Consider the following 21,178-nt stretch of genomic DNA (forward strand, 5'->3'; position numbering starts at 1 on the left):
GATCGGGCGATCTAGTCGCCCATCCGCACATTCACCTGTTCGCTTTCTAGAAGCTTCACCTCGCGCTGCGGGAACGGGATGCTGATGCCGTGTTCAGCAAAGGCATCCCAGAGCGCCAGATAGACGTTGCCGCGGATATTCGTCAGCCCCCCTGTCGGGTCCCTGATCCAAAAGCGCAGGATATAATCCACCGAGCTATCCCCAAAGCCTACGATATGGCAGACAGTGGGCCGCGTTTTGAGCACACGGTCCACCCCTTGTGCGGCCTCGATCGCGATCTTGCGGACTGCGTGCGGATCGTCGTGATAGGCCGTGCCAAAGAAGATATCGAGCCTGACAAATTCGTTTGAATGTGACCAGTTCACCACCTGTCCGGTGATCAGGTCCTCGTTCGGGATCAGGTATTCGCGCCCGTCGCGCGTGACCACCGAAACATAGCGCGCACCCAGTGAATTGATCCAGCCGAAGGTGTCACCAAGGCTGATGACATCGCCGGGTTTGATCGACTTATCGAGCAGGATGATCACACCCGACACAAGGTTTGAGACAACCTTTTGCAAACCAAAACCAAGGCCGACACCGATCGCACCAGACAGCACCGCAAGGCCTGTCAGGTCGATCCCGAGGGCGCGAACGCCGACAAAGAATGCCGCGCCGTAAAAGGCAATCTGTACGCCCTTGACGATCAGCACCTGCATCGAGGGGCTGATGTCCTCATTGGCCTTGATCCTGCTGGCGGTCGTTGTCGTAAAGAACCGCGCCAGTGCGATCAGACCGCCAAGGATGACAAGACCCTGCACCAGCAAGAGAAGCGAGAAACGGATATCCCCGATGGTGAACCCGATGCTGTCCAGCAAACGTTCGGCCACATCCAGAAGGCCCAGGATTTGCAGGGTTGCCCATGTCCATGCGCCATAGCGGACGAATCTGCGCAGGGCAGGGCTCTTGATCAGGCGCGTGGCAAAGACAATCAGCAGCCACGCCAGCGCCAGGGTGCCTATCACACTCAGAAGATAGCTCCGGCTGGGCCAAGTGACCTCGCGCATGGCAAAAACGACGAACCAAATGAGCGATACAAAGAAAATCGCACGCAGCCGTTGGTGCACGACGACCAGAATCCGCATGCGCCACTTCGGCCAGTTTTCACGTGAACCCATCCAGGCCCGAATGCGTGGCCCCAGAATGGTGCGCAACAGATGCGCAGCTGCGAACACGGCCAAAGCAATCAGAATCTGATAGAGATTCCACGTCCGGAACATGCTTTCCACAAAGACCTGCGCCTGCGTGAACAGATCAGTGCTGATCGTGATGACCTCTTGGAGCGGCGCCTCGAAGGGTTCGCTCGCGCTTGGTGTGGTCGGTGTGCTGGTGTGCTGGGCCATATTGATCCTGATCTATTGGTCCTGACGGATAGCGTCGCATGTGGTGGCGATACGGGCAAGTGGCCGATCCCTGGAGGACGCCTTTGTTGCCGTTTTTGAAGTGTTTACATTCTTGCGACACCGCTTCTGTGACGTTAGTGTTTTGATAGATTTTTGATTTGGTGAAAGAATTCTTCGATGGAAATTGGTTTTCTGCTTCTGTTGCTTGCGGGCGGTGCCCTGCTTGTTCCGCTTTTTGGTGGTGACGACGATGATGAAGGGACGGAAGACCAGTCGCAGATCGACGGCACATTCGAGAACGATCAACTGGAAGGCACCGAAGGTAATGACCTGATCCGCGGGTTTCTTGGTGATGATACGATCAACGGCAACGGCGGTGACGATGAAATTCGCCCTGGCGAGGGCGCTGACATTGTCGATGGCGGTGCTGGTGACGACAATATTCTGGGCAGTCCGGGGGCGGATACACTGTCTGGCGGCGACGGATATGATCGCATTTTCGGGGGCGCAGATGATGATGAAATCGACGGTGGAGCCGATGCGGACTTTATTGCCGGTGGCGACGGGAACGATCTGATTTTTGGCGGGCAAGGTACGACAGGGGCGAACCCTGAAAGAGATCCGGAGTTCATTCGTGGCGATGATGGGGATGATACGATCTTTATCTGGGGTGAAGGTGGCGAAATACGCGGCAATGCCGGCGATGATGAGCTGATCCTGATGACCGGTGATGCGACGATGGAAGCAGGGGGTGGTTTGAATGACGACTTCTATGTCATGGCTAACGTTTCTGATGCGCAGTTGACCGAGGCAACGATCACAGACTTTGATCCGGAGCGGGATACGCTCACGCTGACCATTGATTACGTCGCCGATGGCGGCACACCGCCTGATGTCGATGTCACACTCACTGAAACAACAGTGGATGGCATATCGGGCGTGCGCATTGACGCGGTTTTTGTGGGTCCCGGCGATATTCCGGTGTCCTCTGAAGCGTCGAGTGCCTTCGTACAAGGGGCAACAATTGCACAGCTCGGGTCCGCCAATATCGAGGTTGTCCTGACGGAAGAGGCTGATCTTGATGACCCGGTAGGGCTTCTCAATGACGTTATCGCTGCGCGACCTGTCGTACCGGCCTGACCTCTTGTTTGCCATGCGCTTCGCCAAGTCCCCCTCTTGCGAGCTGGACTTGGCGCGTGTATCTGATCCTTCATGAAAAAGGTTTTTGACATGGATGATCGCGCACGCCTGCCTTGGCGGTTCTTTGGTGCGCGCAGCACGATCCTTGCACGCGGGTAGCGCCCGCCTGTTTCCGCACGCCTGACGACCACTGACATTTTGATACGGGAGAGGACAATGTCCCCCAAAACGCTCTATGATAAAATCTGGGATGCGCATGTAGCCCACGAAGCCGAAGACGGCACCTGCCTGCTGTATATTGACCGCCATCTGGTGCACGAAGTGACCAGTCCGCAAGCCTTTGAGGGGCTGCGTATGGCGGGCCGCAAGGTACGCGCACCCGAAAAGACAATCGCCGTGCCGGACCACAACGTACCAACAACACCGGGCCGTGATGACCCCAAGAACATGACCGAGGACAGCGCCATTCAGGTCGCCGCCCTTGATACCAACGCCAAGGACTTTGGGATTCACTATTACCCCGTCTCTGACGTGCGCCAGGGCATCGTGCATATCGTCGGTCCCGAGCAGGGCTGGACCCTGCCCGGCATGACGGTGGTCTGCGGTGACAGCCATACGGCGACCCATGGGGCATTCGGTGCGCTTGCACATGGCATCGGGACTTCGGAAGTGGAGCATGTGCTGGCCACACAGACGCTGATCCAGAAGAAATCCAAGAACATGAAGGTCGAGATCACCGGCAAACTGCGCCCCGGTGTGACCGCCAAGGACATCACCCTGTCCGTGATCGGTGCGACCGGCACCGCAGGCGGCACCGGCTATGTGATCGAATACTGCGGCGAAGCAATCCGTGATCTGTCCATGGAAGGCCGCATGACGGTCTGCAACATGGCCATCGAGGGTGGGGCGCGGGCCGGTCTGATTGCGCCTGACGAGAAGGCATTCGCATATTGCAAAGGCCGCCCGCATGCGCCGAAAGGTGCCGCATGGGAGGCCGCAGAGGCCTATTGGCGCACGCTTTATACAGATGAAGGTGCGCATTTCGACAAGGTTGTCACGCTGAAAGGCGAGGACATTGCCCCTGTGGTGACATGGGGAACCTCGCCCGAGGATGTGCTGCCGATCACGGCAAATGTGCCTGCGGCGGAAGATTTCACCGGCGGCAAAGTCGGTGCGGCACAGCGCTCTCTCGATTACATGGACCTCAAGCCGGGCACGCCGTTGAAGGACATCGCAATTGACACCGTCTTTATCGGCTCCTGCACGAACGGCCGGATCGAGGATTTGCGCGCTGCGGCGGAGATCCTGAAAGGCAAGAAGATCGCCGTGAAACGTGCGATGGTTGTGCCAGGCTCTGGCCTTGTGCGCGCGCAAGCCGAAGAGGAAGGGCTGGCAGATATCTTTAAAGAGGCCGGTTTCGAATGGCGGCTTGCGGGTTGTTCCATGTGTCTGGCGATGAACCCTGACCAGTTGGCACCCGGTGAGCGCTGTGCGGCCACATCGAACCGCAACTTCGAGGGACGGCAAGGGCGCGGCGGACGCACGCACCTGATGTCACCGGCGATGGCGGCGGCAGCGGCTATTACCGGCAAACTGACCGATGTGCGGGAACTGATGTAAGCGGCGCGCTCATCAGCCCCTTGCGGGGGCTTTCTTCGCGAAGAAGGCCCGAAGGGGCTGATGAGCAGCCCGAAAGGAAAAAAGATGCAGAAATTTACAAAACTCAGCGGCATTGCAGCACCCATGCCTTTGGTCAATATCGACACCGATATGATCATCCCCAAGCAGTTCCTGAAAACGATCAAGCGTTCTGGTCTTGGCGTGAACCTCTTTGATGAAATGCGCTATGACGACGACCGCAACGAAATCCCCGATTTCGTGCTGAATAAACCGCAGTATCGCGAAGCACAGATCCTTGTTGCGGGCGACAACTTCGGTTGCGGGTCCTCGCGTGAACATGCGCCTTGGGCGATTGCCGACTTTGGCATCACTTGCGTGATCGCGCCGTCCTATGCAGACATCTTCTATAACAACTGCTTCAAGAACGGCATTCTGCCCATCGTTCTGCCGCAAGAGCAGGTGGATGTGTTGATGAAAGATGCCGAAAAGGGATCGAACGCGCGCATCGAGGTTGATCTGGAAGCGCAGACGGTGACAACTTCGGATGGCGAGACCTTCAGTTTTGAAGTCGACAGCTTCAAGAAGCATTGTCTGATGAATGGTCTCGATGACATCGGATTGACGATGGAAAAGGCCGCATCAATCGACGCCTTCGAAGCCGAAGCAGCCACAGTCCGTCCTTGGGTCTAGGTTTCAGATTCTACCGAATAGACAAGCCGTTCCTTCGGGGGCGGCTTTCTTATTTCGCGGTCTGAGTAGCGGCGCGGCCATCACTGCCGGCGCACCTGCGACAGAATTGCCACGACGTGGTGGCATTCCAGCATCACTTTGCAGTCAAAATGGAAGTTTGCCCCGCGTTTCACGTGTCCATCAGTTGAAGCGTGAAAGAGGATTTGTTCACATTCGGATAAAGAATATAGATAGGCACAGGGGCTTGCGGGCTGCAGGGCGAGATATTGCGCCTTTCCGTCAGCCCGAAAGAGGATGTAGTGCAGTGTTATCTCGTTTGCCCGCAGCATTGGTGAGAGCTATTCTGGTCGTGATCTTGGTTGTCATGCCCTACGCGCTTGTGCCGAGCAGCGGCTCGGATAATACGCAGATCATTGTGCTGGTCGCGATTTTCGGGGCGCTTTTCACAATCGTCGAATATAGTTCAAGCAGCCCCAGTCTTGTTGAATTCCGCGACGCGCCGCCCTTCAACAGAGTTCGCTTCTCTGCGCTTTTTGCGACCGTTTTCTGCCTTGCCATGATCTTCAAAGGCGTCGAGTCGCCCAGTGCGATATCGACCTATTTTCAAAACAGCGGTAGCGTGATCGGCGCCACGATTGATTTCCCCTATTCGCCAGTGCGCCTGATGGTTGTCATGATGCCGGACGGCACGGATCCTGCCGTTATCCAGCACCTGCGGGATGCCGCAGGCCTGAGCTATCTGATCTCGGTGTTTTCCGTCATCTGGTTCATTGTCTTGCTGCGGCTTTATCGCTGGCCGCGCCGGACTGGCGCTTTCAATGTCTGGATCAACCTGCCGACTTTTGACCCCACTGCAGGCGGTGATGTTGTCAAAAGGCTCCAGCGGGATGGCCGCATTAACATTATATTAGGGTTCTTGCTGCCCTTCTTGGTGCCAGCGGTGCTCAAGTTGATCGCGGCGATGGGTACGGCGATCAATCTTGATAACCCGCAGACCTTGATTTGGACGGTTTCTGCATGGGCATTCCTGCCAGCCAGTATTCTGATGCGCGGTGTGGCTCTCAGCCGTGTTGCGCAGATGATCGAGGTGCAGCGCCGCAAGTCTTACGGCGACTAGGCGTCTGGGGTGCTCTCTACGTTGGCCTTTGTATGGCCGGCACGGCACAAGCCGAAACGCTTCGCGTGGCAACATTCGCCGCCCCGTTGAGCCGCGACGGACCTGGGCTCTTGCTACGTGACATCCAAAGTGGTGACGTGACAGAGATTATCGCTATTCAGACTGTCATCGCTCGCAATGAGCCCGATATTCTGGTTTTAACGGATTTTGACTATGATCTGGATGGAATCGCGCTTGCTGCCTTTGCAGCCTCATTTGCCGATCCCTATCCGTATATGTTTGCCTTGCCGCCAAATGCGGGCATGGCAACGGGTCTTGATCTGAACGCAAACGGTCGGCTGGGTGAGGCGCGGGATGCACAAGGTTATGGCCGGTTTGCCGGAGACGGCGGCATGGCGATCCTGTCGCGCTTTCCAATCCTGGCTGGGCAGGCGACTGATTTTTCCGGGGTCCTTTGGAAAGATCTGCCTGATGCCACTTTGCCCCAATGGGAAGGCGTGCCGTTTCTTGGCGACGATGCATTGAACCAATTGCGCCTGTCATCAACGGGCCATTGGATTGTCCCGATCGCAGTGCCGGGTGGCCCTCCGATTTCTGTGATGGCATTCGATGCGACACCGCCGGTTTTTGATGGGCCCGAAGACATGAACGGGCTACGCAACCGCGATGAACTGCGTCTGTGGGAAGTGGTATTGGAGGGTGGCTTTGGGCCTGCTCCGGAAAGTTTTGTGATTGCGGGAAATGCCAATCTCGATCCGGAGGGGGGCGAAGGCTATCGACAGGCTATGGCAGACTTCCTGGCGCGCGTTTCACTGCAAGATCCGCTGCCGGATCAGCCAACAGCTGATTGGCCGGAAGACGGCCCGGGGGATTTGCGCGTCAGCTATGTTTTGCCGTCCCGAGACTGGCAGATCGTGGCTGCAGGCGTATTCTGGCCTGGACCCGACGATCCCGAACGTGCCCTTCTGGGTGAGGATGGTTTGGCCGCTGGTCCGCACCGGCTTGTCTGGGTCGATATCAGCCGCTAACGGCTTGGTATCTTGAACCTGACGCCCCATCGCGATAGGGCATTTGCAACAATTTCAAGCAAGGACCAACACAATGGCAAACCCTTCTCTTTTGATCCTCGCCGGTGACGGCATTGGCCCCGAAGTTATGGACGAAGTGAAGCGGATCATCGGTTGGTTCGGTGACAAGCGCGATCTGACGTTTGACGTCTCGGAAGATCTTGTTGGTGGCGCTGCATATGACGCGCATGGCGTACCGCTGCACGACGACACGATGGCCAAGGCGCAGGAAGTCGACGCGGTTCTGCTAGGGGCCGTCGGCGGGCCAAAGTATGACAACCTCGACTTCAGCGTAAAGCCGGAACGCGGGTTGCTGCGCCTGCGCAAGGAAATGGATCTTTTTGCGAACCTGCGTCCCGCCCAGTGTTTTGACGCGCTAGCTGATTTCTCGTCTCTGAAGAAAGATATCGTTTCCGGTCTGGATATCATGATCGTGCGCGAGCTGACCTCTGGCGTCTATTTCGGTGAACCGCGCGGCATCCATATCGAAGACAATATGCGCGTGGGCATCAACACCCAGCGCTATACCGAGGCCGAGATCGAACGCGCCGCGCGTGCGGCATTTGATCTGGCCATGAAGCGTAACAAGAAGGTCTGCTCGATGGAGAAGGCCAATGTGATGGAGAGCGGTATTCTGTGGCGGGATGTCGTCACCGAAGTTCACGCTGATTATCCTGAAATCGAACTGAGCCACATGTACGCCGACAACGGCGCCATGCAGCTGGTGCGCGCGCCCAAGCAGTTCGACGTGATCCTGACCGACAACCTTTTCGGTGATATCCTGTCGGATTGTGCCGCGATGCTGACCGGTTCATTGGGGATGCTGCCTTCAGCGTCGCTGGGGCTTCCGATGGCCAATGGACGCCCGAAGGCGATGTATGAACCGGTGCATGGTTCGGCCCCCGATATCACCGGCCAAGGCAAGGCGAACCCGATTGCCTGTATTCTCAGCTTTGCAATGGCATTGCGCTATTCTTTCGACGAAGGCGCCGAAGCCGATCGTCTGGAAGCCGCGATCGAGAAAGTCCTCTCTGATGGCGCACGCACAGCGGACCTGATGGGCCCCGAAGGCGGCACCCCGCTCAGCACCACGCAGATGGGTGACGTGATCCTTGCGGCACTGGACGCGAGCCTCTGATGTCACCGAATGTCAAAGGCGCATTATTTGCTTTGCTTGCCTTTGGCATATTCTCGACGCACGATGTGGTGGTAAAGGTTCTGGGTGGGATTTATTCGCCCATCCAGATCGTCTTTTTCAGTGTTCTGCTAAGCTTCCCGCTCGCGATGGTAATGCTGATGCGGGATGCATCACCCGGAACGCTGGTGCCGGTGCATCCGTGGTGGTTGGCGCTGCGGACGGTGGCGACAGTGGTGACGGGGGTATCTGCCTTTTATGCCTTTTCGGTCCTGCCGCTGGCACAAACCTATGCCATTCTCTTTGCGTCCCCTTTGTTGATCACTGTGCTTGCGATCCCTGTTCTGGGTGAAACCGTCAGGTTGCGCCGCTGGCTGGCCGTGCTGGTGGGCCTTGCGGGGGTTCTGGTTGTGCTGCGGCCCGGCGATACAGATTTGTCCTTGGGACATCTGGCGGCATTGGCGGCTGCGGTAGGCGGGTCTTTGGCGTCGATCGTCGTGCGCAAGATCGGCGCGGATGAGCGGCCGGTGGTGATGCTGCTTTACCCGATGATGGTGACATTCATCGTCATGGCCTGCGCGTTGCCCTTCGTTTATGTCCCGATGCCGATTGAGCACCTTGGCCTCTTGGGGATCATCGCCGCTTTTGCATGGGTGGCAAGCCGTCTTGTCATTTCCGCCTATCAGGCGGGTGAGGCTGCCATCATCGCGCCGATGCAATACAGCCAGATCATCTGGGCCACTATTTTCGGCTATCTTTTCTTTGACGAAAGCATTGATCGTGCCACCGCCATAGGTGCGGGCATTATCATTGCCAGCGGTCTTTACATCGTGCTGCGCGAGAGCAGGAGCGGCAACTCCGAGAACACGCCGGTGCTGCGCACGCGGTCACGCTCCGAGACAGGGACAACGCCCCGCGTATCGCTCTTTATGCGCGCTGCGGGTAAGACGCCGCCACGCCCCGACGACCACAAAGACGACAGCGCTACCTAGCCGCCTCTGGCGGGGCAAAGCTGTTGGGATTGGCGCGCGCCCAGCGTTCGCGGTAGATCGGGTTATCGGTGCCATCATCAAGCAGGAAACCTTCGCGCAGATAGGTATAGACATCTGCCGCCTCGGTCATCTGCCCGTCGCCTTTGCGCGTCATGAAATGGTAAGGCAAGAAGCCGCAAGGATCGTCCAGACCTGCTGCCGCCGCCATCTCGCCCAGCGCTTTCAGTGTATTTGCGTGGAACCGCGCCACGCGCTTGCTCTTGTCGTTCACGTTGAGTGCTTTTTGCCGGATCGGGTCTTGGGTGGTCACGCCCACGGGGCAGTGATTGGTATGGCAGGCCTGCGCCTGAATACAGCCAATCGCAAACATATAGCCGCGCGCCGAGTTGCACCAATCGGCACCCAATGACAGCGCCCGCGCGATGTCAAAAGCACTGACAACCTTGCCCGCTGCGCCGATTTTGACGCGGTCACGGATGCCCGCGCCGCGCAGTGTGTTGTGCACGAATGTCAGCCCCTCAACCATGGGCATGCCGACGTGGTTGGCAAATTCCAAAGGTGCGGCACCTGTGCCGCCTTCGGTGCCATCAACCACAATAAAATCAGGGGTAATGCCTGTTTCCAGCATGGCTTTGACGATGCACATGAATTCGCGCCGGTGCCCGATGCAGAGCTTGAAGCCGATGGGTTTGCCGTCGGACAGTTCACGCAACTGGCCCACAAATTTGACCAGCCCCATCGGGCCTTTGAAGGCGCTGTGACTTGCCGGTGAGACGCAGTCGACACCCATGGGGATATCGCGGGCCTCGGCGATCTCGGGGGTGATCTTGGCCGCCGGCAACATGCCACCGTGGCCCGGTTTTGCGCCTTGGCTGAGCTTGATCTCGATCATCTTGACCTGTTCGTCAGCGGCAATTTGGGCGAACTTCTCGGGGTTGAATGTGCCGTCATGATTGCGGCATCCGAAATAACCCGAGCCGACCTCAAAAATCAGATCGCCACCTTCCCGATGATAGCGGCTGATGCCGCCTTCGCCGGTATCATGGGCGAAACCGCCCATCTTGGCCCCTTTGTTCAAAGCTGAAATCGCATTGGCAGAGAGGGACCCAAAGCTCATGGCCGAGATGTTGTAGAGCGAGGCATTATAGGGCTGTTTGCAGTCCGGGCCGCCGATCTTGACGCGGAAATCGGTAGTTTCGAAGTGCGTGGGCTCAACCGAGTGCGTGAGCCATGAATAGCCCGCCTCGTACACCTTCTCCTGTGTCCCGAACGGGCGTTTATCCTCCGCGCCTTTTGACCGCTGATAGACCAGCGAGCGTTGTTCGCGGCTGAAGGGTTGTTCGTCCTGATCGCTTTCAATCAGATATTGTCGAATTTCGGGGCGGATCTTTTCGAAGATAAAACGAAGATGTCCAAGGATGGGATAGTTGCGCAAAATGGCGTGGCGGTCTTGGCGGACGTCATGCACGCCCAGAAGCGTGAAGGCGCCAAAGATAGCGGCCAGAACGAAAACCCATGTTGCCCAAAACCCGATGATAAAGCAGATCAGAGTCAAAACGGCGGCAACGACAAATGTGCTATAGCGCTGTAGTGAAATCAGTTTTTGCAATGCAAACCCTCCGTATATGAGCGATACACTATGCGGCTGATTTGCTTAATAAAAGGGCAGTTTTGAGCTGTGAGCGCTCACTTTCCCGTTCCTGACCTAGAAATTTGGCGTCACACCGGGCAGATCAAGCGCTTTGATCAAATCGCGCAGTTCCTGACGGGCCGCTACGTTGGAGATATTCATCCCCTTCACGCCAAGATCGCGCAGGTCAAGCAGTGTCATGCCACGCGGAAAGAGCTCGCGGAAGATGACGCGCTCATTGAACCCGGGCGCTGTGCGGAAACCGATCCGCTTGGCCAGCTTCTCGATCACGCGTTCCATCTTTTGTTTGTTCACCATGGCCTGCGCACCCATCCTGTTGCGCACGACAACCCAGTCGATCGGCTTCAATCCGGCCTGGCTGCGCAACTGGCGCGCGTTCCAGACCATTTCAGAATAGACCGAAGGCGAGGTGATTTCTTCGCCGTCGCTGTCGACATGCGCAAGGAGATCGAAGTCTACAAAACTGTCATTGAGGGGCGTGATCAGCGTATCGGCCAAAGAGTGGGCCACCTGGCTGAGGCGGGTGTGTGAACCCGGGCAATCAATCAGAATAAATTCGGCATTGGCTTCCATCTTGGCCACAGCCATCGAGAGCCTATGATCGAAGGCATTTTCGCCTGGTTCGAGGATTTTTTGATCAATATCGGGCAGTTCATGGTACGTGGGCGAGGGCAGGTGCAATCCCTGCTGCTCCATATAGTTTTGGCGGTTCAGCACATAGCGCCCAAGTGTTTTCTGGCGCAGGTCAAGATCAAGGGTGCCAACGCGATGTCCCATGCGTGCAAGGGCCGTCGCCACATGCATCGAAACAGTCGATTTGCCCGCGCCGCCCTTTTCGTTGCCGACCACGATAATATGCGCCACTGATCGATTCCCCGTCGTTTCTTGCCTCCGACCACTATATGATGTGGGTGGTGCAAGGGAAAGCACATGCAACACATCGGCCGGTATTTTCCCGTCCCCTTGACAGATGGCGTGCAAAGCCTCATGTGACACTCAACCGACGCAAGCTGCCGCGTGAGCAGAGCGAGACGATAAGTCTATCCGCAAGGCGTCCGTTAATCTCAGGTTCCCACATCACGCAGGGGTCCCGCGCCACATCGGCGCCCGGACAATGCGGTCTTGGCTGTCAGCATATTGGCGCAACCTTGCACAGGGTCATGGCGTTTTGCCGTGGGCCAAATGATATGCGCGGGCTGCTGGCCCGCAGAAAATAGGATATCCATTCATGGATTTTGACATGCTGGGCCTCGCGCCCCGTCTCGTGAACGTTCTCAAAGAACAAGGGATCACTGATCCCACCCCCATTCAAACCCAAGCCATCCCGCACGCCATGAACGGCCGCGATGTGATGGGTCTGGCGCAGACCGGCAGCGGTAAAACCGCGGCCTTTGGTTTGCCGATGATCCACGCGCTTTTGAAGGCTGGCGTCAAACCGAACCCGAAAACAACACGCGGTCTGATCCTTGCGCCGACGCGCGAGTTGGCCAAACAGATTTCCGACAACCTGACCGCATATACCAAGGGCAGCCACCTGAAGGTGGCGCTTGTGGTCGGGGGTGCGGGTATCGTTGCCCAGACCAAGCGTCTGGCCGGCGGTGTTGACCTGCTGGTCGCAACGCCCGGTCGTTTGATCGACTTGCTGGACCGCCGTGCCGTGCGTCTTGATGAAACCATCTATTTGGTGCTGGATGAGGCCGACCAGATGCTCGACATGGGCTTTATCCACGCGCTGCGCCGGATTGCACCATTGCTGGCCAAGGACCGCCAGACCATGATGTTCTCGGCCACAATGCCAAAGCTGATGGGCGAATTGGCGAATACCTACCTCACTGATGCCGTGCGCGTGCAGGTAAACCCTCCCGGGCAGGCTGTGAAGAAGATCAACCAGTCCGTCCATTTTGTGGCGCAAGCCGCCAAGACCGATCTGCTGATCGAACTGCTGGACAAACACCGCGATGAACTGGCGATTGTCTTTGGGCGCACCAAACACGGTTGCGAAAAGCTCTATAAAGTACTTGAGAAAAAGGGCTTTGCGGCCGCCTCTATTCACGGCAACAAATCTCAGGGCCAGCGCCAACGTGCGCTTGATGCCTTCAAGGCTGGCAAAACCCGCGTTCTGGTCGCCACGGATGTTGCGGCACGTGGTCTGGATATCCCTGATGTGCGGTTTGTCTATAACTATGACCTGCCGAACGTGGCCGAAAATTACGTTCACCGGATCGGGCGGACAGCGCGCGCCGGGGCTGACGGGAGTGCGGTTGCACTGGTCGCACCGGACGAGATGATCGAATTGCAGGACATCGAAAAAGCGATGAAGGACACGATCCCTGTCGCTTCGGGGCGTCCTTGGGAAGTCCAACCCGGCCAGAAAAAGCGGCCCAATGGTGGCGGCGGTGGTGGTCGTCGCGGTGCCGGTGGTGGGCAGCGATCAGGCGCACCACGTGCTGCAGGCAAGCCTGCGGGTGGACAGGGCAAGCCTGCCGGTCGGCGTCGCGGTGGTGGCGGCGGACGGGCACGCAGTCAATCTGCGGCCTAGCCGTTCTTGTGTAAGGCCTCCATTTTGAAGGCAAATTTTATGTGAAGCTTGCGGGGCCGCCGTTGCGGCCTCGCGGTCAATACACTTGCGAAGGGCATTCTGGCTTTCCTGCGCCTTCAGTGCCTGGCGGCGCGAAACGACAACAAGTGACTTTGCGACCGCCGTTGCATCATGCGCTCAAGAACGCCGCGGTCTTATGCATTCGGGACGATTTGGCCAATCAAACCGCTCAGCTGTGCGCCAAACGCGCATTGTCTTCCGCCATTTGGCGACTTTCGACGCAACACACATCAAGAGTAAATTAACACTTCGACCATATGTTCATGTACTGTGACGGTGCATGTTCATCCGTCATCTGTTGTTGGCGGGGTACTTGGTGGAACGATTTGTCAGACTGACAGCGCCAACTGGCAAGTTTGACTTTCTTGTCAAGCTTTTGGTTTTCGTCCTGATTTCCGGTCTGATGAACCATGTTCGCCACATCTTCGTCTACGGATTACCCGGGCAGAAAACCTATTGGGAAAATCTCAGTGACGCGACATTCACGGCACTGCCGATGTGCACCTTTGCACTCTTGCTGATCGGGCATTTGAACGCGCTGCAAAAACGCCTTTACCTGCAAGCCACGCGCGATGCCTTGACGGACCTGCCCAACCGCCGTTGGTTTATGGACAACACACCCGAACGGATTTCACCGACACAGGCGATGATGATCATCGACGTTGACCGTTTTAAAGACATCAACGACACCTTCGGGCATGACATCGGCGATCGTTGCCTGCGACAGATGGCGCTGCATCTCCGTACCAGTCTGGAACCGGGGGATATACTCGCACGTATCGGGGGTGAGGAATTTGCAGCGGTGCTGGGACAGGCGGATGATGCAAAGCTGCAGCGGATCGCCACGCGGATGAGTGAAGGGTTGGCCTTTGATCCCGGGCAGGGTTCAATCCAGCGTGTCACTGCGTCAGTGGGTATTGCGCGATCAGATCGAACGATGGTTCGCCATGATGCCCTGCGTCTGGCCGACAAAGCCGTCTATCAGGCAAAATCTGCGGGCAGGGCCTGCTTCCGTGTTTGTGTGCCTGATCATCGCCTTGCAACGCCGCACGGGTTCCCTGTTGCCTTGCCGTCAACGTCGCTTTCTTGACGTATGAAACGAAGAACGCCGCCCCTTTTCAGTGGCGGCGTTTGATCTTGTAATGCGGGTAGAACCCTTGCCTGTCTTAGAAGCCCAGACCGGCGTATTTGTTCTTGAACTTGGACACACGGCCACCGGCGTCCATCAAACGTGTGGAACCACCGTTCCATGCAGGGTGCACGGATGGGTCGATATCCAGCGACATTGTATCGCCTTCCTTGCCCCATGTGGATTTCATCTGCACCACTGTGCCATCGGTCATTTTGACGTCGATGATGTGGTAGTCGGGATGCGTATCTTTTTTCATGGTCGTGATCCTTACGCTTCAGCGCCCTTGGGCGCCTTGTAGTTTGTGACTTCTGCAATACGTGCGGATTTGCCGCGACGCGAACGCAGATAGTACAGCTTGGCGCGACGCACGCGACCACGGCGAACCACGGTGATGCTGTCGATGTTTGTTGAGTGCAGCGGGAATACACGCTCAACACCTTCGCCAAAGGAAATCTTGCGCACTGTGAAAGAACCGGCAATGCCTTTGCCGTTCTTGCGGGCGATGCACACGCCTTCGTAGTTCTGCACACGGCTGCGTGTGCCTTCGGTCACTTTGTAACCAACACGGATGGTGTCACCCGCTTTGAAGTCCGGGATGTCTTTCCCAAGTGCGGCGACTTGTTCCGCTTCGAGTTGTGCGATCAGGTCCATCTGAAACGCTCCTTTTAAATGCTTGCGGTACTCCGCAATGTTTCTTTGTGGCCCAGAGCTCTGTGTCGTTATCGGGTCCAGTTGCCTGCCCGCCAGAGATACGTCATCTTTTCTTTTGTTGTGGCTGTCCGGCCTGTCTGGTGAGGGCTGCACCAACGAAGATGCTCTCATGCTCCAGATGGTTCCATAAACCAACGCCCGGAATCAGCACGCTGACCGGGAATGCTGCCATATAAGCGGGGGTGGCTGATGGATCAAGGGGTTTTGGCGCATTGGCGATGCCAAACACCTCTTTGACTTTCCATGTCCCCTCAAACTTCGGGGTGAGGCGGAGCCGAGGGGCAGCGCCCCTATTTCTTCTGGTAGGCCGCCCAGAGATCAGGCCGCCGTTCACGGGTGATTTTCTCGGCCATCGCGCGTCGCCATTCCGCGATTTTGGCGTGGTTGCCAGACAGCAGAACATCCGGGATCGCATGACCCTGCCACTCGGCCGGCTTGGTGAACTGCGGATGTTCCAGCAGACCTGATGAAAAGCTTTCCTCGACAGCACTGTCTACATTGCCCAGCACACCCGGCAAGAGCCGCACAGTCGCATCAATCATCGCCTGTGCGGCAATCTCACCGCCGGTCATGACAAAATCACCGAGACTGACTTCCTGAATGCCAAAATGCTGCAAGACGCGCTCGTCGACGCCTTCAAAGCGCCCGCAAAGCATCGTCACCCCGTCCATCCGCGCCCATTCGCGCGCCATGGCCTGATCAAACCGCCGGCCGCGCGGCGAGAGATAGATCAGCGGCGCGATACCTTTAGTGCCAGCGCGCGCATCCTCGATTGCCTTTTCCAGCACATCGGCGCGCAGCACCATGCCGGCACCACCCCCTGCGGGGGTATCATCAACGTTGCGATGTTTGCCAATGCCATAGGTCCGCAGATCAAAGGTCTGCAATTGCCACAGCCCGTCCTGCAAGGCCTTGCCGGTCAGGCTCTCGCCCAATACGCCGGGAAAGGCTTGCGGAAACAATGTGATAATTTGCGCAGTCCATGACCCCGCAATATCAGGTGTGTCTGTCATCAATTCACGGGGCTGTAATGTTGGCCGCACAGCGATGCGTCCGGCAGAGCGGGGGGCTTTGGTCATTGCGTACGCCTCATGTAATCAGCGATGAATTGCTTTTTTGCCGCATTGCGGCGTGCGCCATCATCTTCGTTTCGGTTCAGTTCTAACAGCCCGTCCAGAATATGCGGTGGCAAAGACGGGTTACTGACTGTGGTTGGCCGAAGTCGTTTGCGCAGGGCGTCCGGAAACGCCAGCAGATCAAGGATTGGCGTCAATGGTCCTTCTGCCGCGCCGGAGGTCTCTTCCAGTGCAGCGGTTGTGACAGGCACAGGGTCCAGGGCTGACGCGATGTCAGCTGCGATGTCGTCCAAACGCGGACCGGTGTGCGCTGCGATGAATGCGTCTAGGGAAAGGCGGGTGCGTGCATGTCGCAGATTATGCGCATAGCAACTTTTCAGCCATGCCGCAGGCGCACGGATCGACAGATAGATATGCGGCGCGCAATCGGGTGTCATTTGCGCGACAAGCGTGCTCAAAAGCGCCGTGGCATGCGGGTAGCCGATGCGCTTGCGTCGCCCCGGGATCGCGCCAGCGAGGTCTTCGGCACTGATCAGGATCGGGCGTGCATCATCTGCAGGAATGTCGCCAAAGCACAGCGCGGCTTCATCGCGGAAGTGATGTAGCCGTGTCGTATCGGGTCGTTGAGAATAGGCAAGCGCCGCTGTGCATAGTCCTCGAATATCCGATTTCAGGATGACGCAGACATGCGGGGCCAAGAGCTGGTGATGTGCCTTCAGTACATTTTGCACGGTTTTCGTGCCGGTCTTATGAAAACCGGCATGAATGATCACGCGGCGCGGGCTATGTGGCTGCATCGGGAAACAGCCCGTCCGGAGGGTCTGCCACGATCCGCCGCGCGCTAAGGTCAACAGTTGGCACAGCAGCTTGGGTAAAGGGCAAAAGCACGGTTTCTGACTGGCCCGGTACAATGATCTCAAGCAGATCGCCCGCGCCATGGTCCATCACGTTCTTGACGGTTCCCAAGGTGACGCCGCCTGTGTCAACGACAGTCAGCCCCATCAGATCGGCGTAATAGTATTCGTCATCCGGCAGTGAAGGCATCACATCGCGTGGCGCGTAAAGGTCGACATTGCGCAGGGCATCGGCGTCTTCTTTCGTGACAACGCCATCAATGCGGGCCGTAAACCCGTTTTTGAGCTGCCCTGTCAGGACAACCTGCGCAAAACTGCGGCCGTCTTCGGTATAAAGCGGGGTGTAGTCGGCAATCGCTTGCGGATCGGCACAATAGGACTTCAGGCGCACTTCGCCGTGAACGCCAAATGCGCCGCCAATAGAACCCACAATCACACGATCGCTCATCAGTTAAACTCCGGTCCAACGCAGATATTTTCGATCCATAGCCCGCCGCCACCTTCACAGGTTTGCTGGCGTCCTTCACGTTCAAACAGCATGCCGGCCACAAAGGCAAACATCACCAGAATGATCGTGCGCAACAAGCGGAACATGAATGTCGTCCCAAAGGGGAGGGGGTGTTGCCCCGGCTAGAACCGGGGCAACGATGTGAGGTTTACTCTTCTGCTGCGGCTTCTTCTGCCACTTCTGCAGGTGCTTCCTCGGCTGGTGCGTTTGCTGCTTCTTTCGCAGCGGCGGCCTTGGCGGCTTTCTCTTCAGCGCGCGCCTGAGCGGCTTTGCCGGGTGTGCCCTTCTTGGGGTTGCTGCGGTCTTTCTTGGGCAGCTCGCCTGCGGCTTCCAGCATGCGTGATACGCGGTCGGTCGGCTGTGCGCCTTCGCCCAACCAGTACTTGATGCGCTCAACGTTCATTTTCACGCGTTCTTCGCTGTCTTTGGGCAGCATGGGATTATATGTGCCCAGCTTTTCGATGAAACGGCCATCGCGCGGCATGCGGCTGTCAGCAGCCACAATTGCGTAGAATGGACGTTTCTTTGAGCCGCCACGGGCCAAACGGATTTTCATAGCCATCAGATAGTCTCCTTAAAGATGATGCTTGTAAGGTGGATCAGGATCCACCCTACGATTGGTGTTGTTTGTGGTGTTGGATGACTTCCTGAATAATGAAATTCAGGAATTTCTTGGCAAACTCAGGATCAAGATCAGCCTGGTTTGCAAGCTCGGTGAGCCGCGCGATCTGTTGTTCTTCACGCGCGGGGTCGGATGGGGGCAGGTCGTGTTCGGCTTTGAGCCGCCCGACAGCCTGCGTATGCTTGAACCGCTCGCCCAAAGTATAGACGAGAATGGCATCAAGCCGGTCGATGCTTTCGCGATGTCCTTTGAGGATCTCGGCAGCACGGGTTGCGGTGTCAGTCATTGGAGCCTCCTTGGGGGGACTGCGGAAAGTGGCGGTAGACGAGGGTGCCTTCGTCCTCGGGTGCCGCAGCCTCTGGGTCCAGCTTGGCGCCCAGTTTCTCTGCCACGCGGATCGAGGCTGCATTGTGTTCGCCGATATAGCTGACGATCGTTTCCAGATCGGTAGTGGCAAAGGTATAGTCGAGCATGGCACGGCCTGCTTCTTCGGCTAACCCTTGTCCTGTAAATCCGTCAAACACGAACCAGCCACATTCCGGCTCGGGAAAGTGCGGCGGATGCACAAGGCCCAAACCACCGGCGAGCGCGCCATCCTTCTCGATTGCCAGCGTTCCAAAGCCGTACAGCGCCCAAGTGGCCACATCGTTGGTGAACCATGCCCAAGATGTCGCACGGTCCAGAGGGCCGTCCATATGAACCGCCCGTTCGCTACCCATAAAGGCCGCGTAGGTCTCAAGATCGTCGCGCCGGTAAGGGCGCAGTGTCAGCCGCTCTGTGTGCAACGTCGGGATCATGCAATAGCCCCCGCTGCCTGGGCGACAACGCGCGGGTCGTTATGCGAGAGATGGCGGAAAACAATCACGTTTTCGCCGTCTATAGTGTCGCGGCGTTCCTCGACCGCGCCAAGCCGTGTTGCCAGCGCGATGGAACGTGTGTTCGCCGGAGCGATCATCGAAATCAGGGGTTCGAGCCCCAAAGTGCTGCCTGCCCATTCGCGCACTGCACATGCCGCCTCGAATGCGTATGAGCGCCCTTCGAACCCGTCGAACATATGCCAGGCCAATTCGGGTTGTGGCCAATCAATGTGGTTGATGACGCCCACGCGCCCTGCGGCAATGCCAGTTGCGCGTTCGATGACCATGAAGAAGCCGTAGCCGTGCCAATGCCAGTGGCCGATCCCCGAGATAAATGCCCGCCACGCGTCATCCGCTGTCCCGCGACCGCCCACAGCATCCATACGCACAGAATTCGTGACCATTGCGGAAAAGGCCGCAAGGTCCCGTTTCTGGGGGCCGCGCAGCGTTAGCCGCGCTGTGGTGAGTGTGGGGGCGGGGGTCATGGGTTATTTCTTTTTCCCGAAACCAGAAAGGCCGGGGGGCAGTTGCATGCCGCCGCCACCCAGACCGGGCAAACCGCCCGGAGGCATCTTGCCTTGCAGCGCTTTGGCGGCTTCCGCCATGGCTTTGGGATCGTTCATGTCGGGCATACCTTCGGGCATCCCGCCGCCTTTGCCGAACATGCCTTTCATGGCCTGTTTCAGCATCCCGCCCTTGCCCATCTTCTTCATCATATCGGCCATCTGACGGTGCTGTTTGAGCAGCTTGTTCAACTCGGACACTTCAAGTCCGGCACCTTTTGCAATCCGCTTTTTGCGTGATGCAGCAAGCAGATCAGGGTTGGCGCGCTCTTTCTTGGTCATCGAATTGATCAGCGCGATCTGGCGTTTCAGGATTCCGTCATCCATGCCCGCGGCCGCCATCTGTTTCGACATCTTCTGCGCACCGGGCATCATGCCCATCATGCCTTCCATGCCGCCCATCTTCATCATCTGCTCAAGCTGCATCTTGAGGTCGTTCATGTTGAAACGGCCCTTCTGGAAGCGCTTCATCATGCGTTCGGCCTGTTCGGCCTCGATGGTTTCTTGTGCTTTCTCAACGAGGGCGACGATATCGCCCATGCCAAGGATGCGGCCCGCGATCCGTTCCGGCTCGAAGGTTTCGATCGCATCCATCTTTTCGCCAAGGCCGACGAAACGGATCGGCTTGCCGGTGATGGCGCGCATCGAGAGCGCCGCACCACCACGCCCGTCACCGTCCATACGGGTCAGGACAACACCGGTCACGCCGATCTTGTCGTCGAATTCCTGCGCGACGTTCACGGCGTCCTGACCGGTCAGGCCGTCAACCACCAGCAGCGTTTCGCGCGGGTTGGCCACATCGCGGACAGCGGCGGCTTGCGCGATCAGTTCCTGATCAATGTGCAGACGGCCCGCGGTGTCGAGCATGTAAACGTCATAACCGCCAAGGCTGGCTTGCGTCTTGGCACGTTTGGCAATTGCGACCGGGTCTTCGCCTTTGACGATCGGTAGCGTGTCGACACCGATCTGTGCACCCAAGATTGCAAGTTGTTCCATCGCCGCAGGGCGATTGGTGTCAAGCGAGGCCATCAGCACGCGCTTGCCTTCACGTTCTTTCAGGCGTTTGGCCAGTTTCGCTGTTGTGGTGGTCTTACCGGACCCCTGCAAACCCACCATCAGGATGGGCGCAGGCGGGTTGTCGATTTTCAGTGCGCCGGGGTCTGCGTCGCCGGTCAGTACGTGTTTCAGCTCATCATGGACGATTTTGACAACCTGTTGGCCCGGCGTGATGGATTTGGTCACCGCCTGTCCTGTCGCCTTGTCCTGCACTGCCTTGATGAAATCCCGCGCGACAGGCAGCGATACGTCCGCCTCAAGCAGGGCCACGCGCACTTCGCGTAGCGCTGTTTTGACGTCATCATCGCTCAGCGCACCCTGTTTGGTGAGCTTGTCAAAGACGCCAGACAGGCGTTCGGATAGGTTCTCAAACATCGGCCAAGGCCCTCGTTTCGTTGTCATTGCC

General features: G+C 57.6%; 24 protein-coding genes. 9 read left to right on the forward strand and 15 right to left on the reverse strand.

The genetic code is table 11. The features are described 5' to 3' along the window. Positions 1 to 11: 11 nt before the first annotated feature. Positions 12 to 1,382, reverse strand: a complete 1,371-nt coding sequence (locus SJY29_RS01605; protein WP_400086021.1) for a mechanosensitive ion channel family protein — start codon at positions 1,380 to 1,382, stop codon at positions 12 to 14. A 177-nt stretch (positions 1,383 to 1,559) separates the two neighbouring features. Between SJY29_RS01605 and SJY29_RS01610 the strand changes: the two genes are divergently transcribed. The 7 genes from SJY29_RS01610 to SJY29_RS01640 all read left to right on the forward strand — a co-directional run bounded on the left by SJY29_RS01610 (position 1,560) and on the right by SJY29_RS01640 (position 9,143). Next, positions 1,560 to 2,522 carry a calcium-binding protein gene (locus tag SJY29_RS01610; RefSeq protein WP_400086023.1) on the forward strand — a complete coding sequence of 321 codons (963 nt, stop codon included), beginning with the start codon at positions 1,560 to 1,562 and terminating at the stop codon, positions 2,520 to 2,522. A 216-nt stretch (positions 2,523 to 2,738) separates the two neighbouring features. Continuing rightward, a complete protein-coding gene (leuC, locus tag SJY29_RS01615) occupies positions 2,739 to 4,142 on the forward strand; it encodes a 3-isopropylmalate dehydratase large subunit (protein WP_400086026.1) in 1,404 nt (467 codons plus the stop codon). An 84-nt stretch (positions 4,143 to 4,226) separates the two neighbouring features. Next, a complete protein-coding gene (gene leuD / locus SJY29_RS01620) occupies positions 4,227 to 4,832 on the forward strand; it encodes a 3-isopropylmalate dehydratase small subunit (RefSeq protein ID WP_055293907.1) in 606 nt (201 codons plus the stop codon). Positions 4,833 to 5,136: 304 nt separating this feature from the next. Then, positions 5,137 to 5,949: a hypothetical protein gene (locus SJY29_RS01625; protein ID WP_400086029.1), complete on the forward strand. Its 813-nt coding sequence runs from the start codon at positions 5,137 to 5,139 to the stop codon at positions 5,947 to 5,949. Between the two features lie 32 nt (positions 5,950 to 5,981). Then, positions 5,982 to 6,977 (forward strand): endonuclease/exonuclease/phosphatase family protein, encoded by a 996-nt coding sequence (locus SJY29_RS01630; RefSeq protein WP_400086032.1) that lies wholly within the window; start codon positions 5,982 to 5,984, stop codon positions 6,975 to 6,977. A gap of 73 nt (positions 6,978 to 7,050) precedes the next feature. Beyond that, positions 7,051 to 8,154 carry a 3-isopropylmalate dehydrogenase gene (leuB, locus tag SJY29_RS01635; RefSeq protein ID WP_400086035.1) on the forward strand — a complete coding sequence of 368 codons (1,104 nt, stop codon included), beginning with the start codon at positions 7,051 to 7,053 and terminating at the stop codon, positions 8,152 to 8,154. Then, positions 8,154 to 9,143 (forward strand): DMT family transporter, encoded by a 990-nt coding sequence (locus SJY29_RS01640; RefSeq protein ID WP_110279756.1) that lies wholly within the window; start codon positions 8,154 to 8,156, stop codon positions 9,141 to 9,143. The genes leuB and SJY29_RS01640 overlap by 1 nt, the downstream gene beginning before the upstream one ends. Here SJY29_RS01640 and SJY29_RS01645 read toward each other — a convergent pair. Together SJY29_RS01645 and SJY29_RS01650 are read right to left on the reverse strand one after the other, a co-directional pair. Continuing rightward, entirely contained in the window at positions 9,136 to 10,752 is a 1,617-nt protein-coding gene (locus tag SJY29_RS01645) for an FMN-binding glutamate synthase family protein (RefSeq protein ID WP_400086038.1), read from the reverse strand. The two genes, SJY29_RS01640 and SJY29_RS01645, sit on opposite strands and share 8 nt — an antisense overlap. Positions 10,753 to 10,848: 96 nt before the next feature. Continuing rightward, positions 10,849 to 11,658, reverse strand: coding sequence for a division plane positioning ATPase MipZ (locus SJY29_RS01650; protein ID WP_400086041.1), 810 nt, complete (start codon positions 11,656 to 11,658; stop codon positions 10,849 to 10,851). Between the two features lie 364 nt (positions 11,659 to 12,022). On the opposite strand from SJY29_RS01650, the gene SJY29_RS01655 reads away from it, so the two are divergent. Both SJY29_RS01655 and SJY29_RS01660 read left to right on the forward strand, forming a co-directional pair. Then, positions 12,023 to 13,333, forward strand: coding sequence for a DEAD/DEAH box helicase (locus SJY29_RS01655; RefSeq protein ID WP_400086044.1), 1,311 nt, complete (start codon positions 12,023 to 12,025; stop codon positions 13,331 to 13,333). Positions 13,334 to 13,709: 376 nt separating this feature from the next. Then, positions 13,710 to 14,483 carry a GGDEF domain-containing protein gene (locus SJY29_RS01660; RefSeq protein ID WP_400086046.1) on the forward strand — a complete coding sequence of 258 codons (774 nt, stop codon included), beginning with the start codon at positions 13,710 to 13,712 and terminating at the stop codon, positions 14,481 to 14,483. Positions 14,484 to 14,559: 76 nt separating this feature from the next. On the opposite strand, the gene rpmE is transcribed toward SJY29_RS01660, so the two are convergent. From rpmE to ffh, 12 genes are all read right to left on the reverse strand, one after another. Beyond that, on the reverse strand, positions 14,560 to 14,781 hold the full coding sequence (gene rpmE / locus SJY29_RS01665) for a 50S ribosomal protein L31 (protein WP_055293927.1): 222 nt from the start codon (positions 14,779 to 14,781) through the stop codon (positions 14,560 to 14,562). 11 nt (positions 14,782 to 14,792) lie between these two features. Next, positions 14,793 to 15,176, reverse strand: coding sequence for a 50S ribosomal protein L19 (gene rplS / locus SJY29_RS01670; protein ID WP_055293929.1), 384 nt, complete (start codon positions 15,174 to 15,176; stop codon positions 14,793 to 14,795). Between the two features lie 103 nt (positions 15,177 to 15,279). Then, positions 15,280 to 15,465 carry a hypothetical protein gene (locus SJY29_RS01675; RefSeq protein WP_400086049.1) on the reverse strand — a complete coding sequence of 62 codons (186 nt, stop codon included), beginning with the start codon at positions 15,463 to 15,465 and terminating at the stop codon, positions 15,280 to 15,282. Between the two features lie 61 nt (positions 15,466 to 15,526). Beyond that, positions 15,527 to 16,315: a tRNA (guanosine(37)-N1)-methyltransferase TrmD gene (gene trmD / locus SJY29_RS01680; RefSeq protein ID WP_400086051.1), complete on the reverse strand. Its 789-nt coding sequence runs from the start codon at positions 16,313 to 16,315 to the stop codon at positions 15,527 to 15,529. Further along, complete coding sequence (locus SJY29_RS01685; protein WP_400086054.1) at positions 16,312 to 17,109, reverse strand: hypothetical protein; 798 nt, start codon at positions 17,107 to 17,109, stop codon at positions 16,312 to 16,314. Before SJY29_RS01685 ends, trmD begins: the two co-directional genes overlap by 4 nt. Next, a complete protein-coding gene (gene rimM / locus SJY29_RS01690) occupies positions 17,096 to 17,614 on the reverse strand; it encodes a ribosome maturation factor RimM (RefSeq protein ID WP_400086056.1) in 519 nt (172 codons plus the stop codon). Before rimM ends, SJY29_RS01685 begins: the two co-directional genes overlap by 14 nt. Then, on the reverse strand, positions 17,614 to 17,760 hold the full coding sequence (locus tag SJY29_RS01695; RefSeq protein ID WP_181417162.1) for a hypothetical protein: 147 nt from the start codon (positions 17,758 to 17,760) through the stop codon (positions 17,614 to 17,616). Before SJY29_RS01695 ends, rimM begins: the two co-directional genes overlap by 1 nt. A gap of 62 nt (positions 17,761 to 17,822) precedes the next feature. Further along, positions 17,823 to 18,236 (reverse strand): 30S ribosomal protein S16, encoded by a 414-nt coding sequence (gene rpsP, locus SJY29_RS01700; RefSeq protein ID WP_400086060.1) that lies wholly within the window; start codon positions 18,234 to 18,236, stop codon positions 17,823 to 17,825. A 49-nt stretch (positions 18,237 to 18,285) separates the two neighbouring features. Further along, positions 18,286 to 18,582 carry a chorismate mutase gene (locus SJY29_RS01705; protein WP_055686444.1) on the reverse strand — a complete coding sequence of 99 codons (297 nt, stop codon included), beginning with the start codon at positions 18,580 to 18,582 and terminating at the stop codon, positions 18,286 to 18,288. Beyond that, complete coding sequence (locus SJY29_RS01710; RefSeq protein ID WP_400086064.1) at positions 18,575 to 19,093, reverse strand: GNAT family N-acetyltransferase; 519 nt, start codon at positions 19,091 to 19,093, stop codon at positions 18,575 to 18,577. Before SJY29_RS01710 ends, SJY29_RS01705 begins: the two co-directional genes overlap by 8 nt. Further along, positions 19,090 to 19,638, reverse strand: a complete 549-nt coding sequence (locus tag SJY29_RS01715) for a GNAT family N-acetyltransferase (RefSeq protein WP_400086067.1) — start codon at positions 19,636 to 19,638, stop codon at positions 19,090 to 19,092. Before SJY29_RS01715 ends, SJY29_RS01710 begins: the two co-directional genes overlap by 4 nt. Before the next feature lie 3 nt (positions 19,639 to 19,641). Beyond that, on the reverse strand, positions 19,642 to 21,147 hold the full coding sequence (gene ffh / locus SJY29_RS01720) for a signal recognition particle protein (RefSeq protein WP_110279766.1): 1,506 nt from the start codon (positions 21,145 to 21,147) through the stop codon (positions 19,642 to 19,644). Between the last annotated feature and the right edge of the window lie 31 nt (positions 21,148 to 21,178).

Origin of the sequence: Yoonia sp. R78084, assembly GCF_044595625.1 — a bacterium.
Taxonomy (GTDB): domain Bacteria; phylum Pseudomonadota; class Alphaproteobacteria; order Rhodobacterales; family Rhodobacteraceae; genus Yoonia.

Excerpts from the sequence above, each read along its gene's own strand:
- SJY29_RS01605 (WP_400086021.1), bottom strand. The coding sequence starts at position 1,382 with ATGGCCCAGCACACCAGCACACCGACCACACCAAGCGCGAGCGAACCC.
- SJY29_RS01610 (WP_400086023.1), top strand. The coding sequence starts at position 1,560 with ATGGAAATTGGTTTTCTGCTTCTGTTGCTTGCGGGCGGTGCCCTGCTT.
- leuC (WP_400086026.1), top strand. The coding sequence starts at position 2,739 with ATGTCCCCCAAAACGCTCTATGATAAAATCTGGGATGCGCATGTAGCC.
- leuD (WP_055293907.1), top strand. The coding sequence starts at position 4,227 with ATGCAGAAATTTACAAAACTCAGCGGCATTGCAGCACCCATGCCTTTG.
- SJY29_RS01630 (WP_400086032.1), top strand. The coding sequence starts at position 5,982 with ATGGCCGGCACGGCACAAGCCGAAACGCTTCGCGTGGCAACATTCGCC.
- leuB (WP_400086035.1), top strand. The coding sequence starts at position 7,051 with ATGGCAAACCCTTCTCTTTTGATCCTCGCCGGTGACGGCATTGGCCCC.
- SJY29_RS01640 (WP_110279756.1), top strand. The coding sequence starts at position 8,154 with ATGTCACCGAATGTCAAAGGCGCATTATTTGCTTTGCTTGCCTTTGGC.
- SJY29_RS01655 (WP_400086044.1), top strand. The coding sequence starts at position 12,023 with ATGGATTTTGACATGCTGGGCCTCGCGCCCCGTCTCGTGAACGTTCTC.
- rpmE (WP_055293927.1), bottom strand. The coding sequence starts at position 14,781 with ATGAAAAAAGATACGCATCCCGACTACCACATCATCGACGTCAAAATG.
- rplS (WP_055293929.1), bottom strand. The coding sequence starts at position 15,176 with ATGGACCTGATCGCACAACTCGAAGCGGAACAAGTCGCCGCACTTGGG.
- trmD (WP_400086051.1), bottom strand. The coding sequence starts at position 16,315 with ATGACCAAAGCCCCCCGCTCTGCCGGACGCATCGCTGTGCGGCCAACA.
- SJY29_RS01685 (WP_400086054.1), bottom strand. The coding sequence starts at position 17,109 with ATGCAGCCACATAGCCCGCGCCGCGTGATCATTCATGCCGGTTTTCAT.
- rimM (WP_400086056.1), bottom strand. The coding sequence starts at position 17,614 with ATGAGCGATCGTGTGATTGTGGGTTCTATTGGCGGCGCATTTGGCGTT.
- SJY29_RS01695 (WP_181417162.1), bottom strand. The coding sequence starts at position 17,760 with ATGTTCCGCTTGTTGCGCACGATCATTCTGGTGATGTTTGCCTTTGTG.
- rpsP (WP_400086060.1), bottom strand. The coding sequence starts at position 18,236 with ATGGCTATGAAAATCCGTTTGGCCCGTGGCGGCTCAAAGAAACGTCCA.
- SJY29_RS01705 (WP_055686444.1), bottom strand. The coding sequence starts at position 18,582 with ATGACTGACACCGCAACCCGTGCTGCCGAGATCCTCAAAGGACATCGC.
- SJY29_RS01710 (WP_400086064.1), bottom strand. The coding sequence starts at position 19,093 with ATGATCCCGACGTTGCACACAGAGCGGCTGACACTGCGCCCTTACCGG.
- SJY29_RS01715 (WP_400086067.1), bottom strand. The coding sequence starts at position 19,638 with ATGACCCCCGCCCCCACACTCACCACAGCGCGGCTAACGCTGCGCGGC.
- ffh (WP_110279766.1), bottom strand. The coding sequence starts at position 21,147 with ATGTTTGAGAACCTATCCGAACGCCTGTCTGGCGTCTTTGACAAGCTC.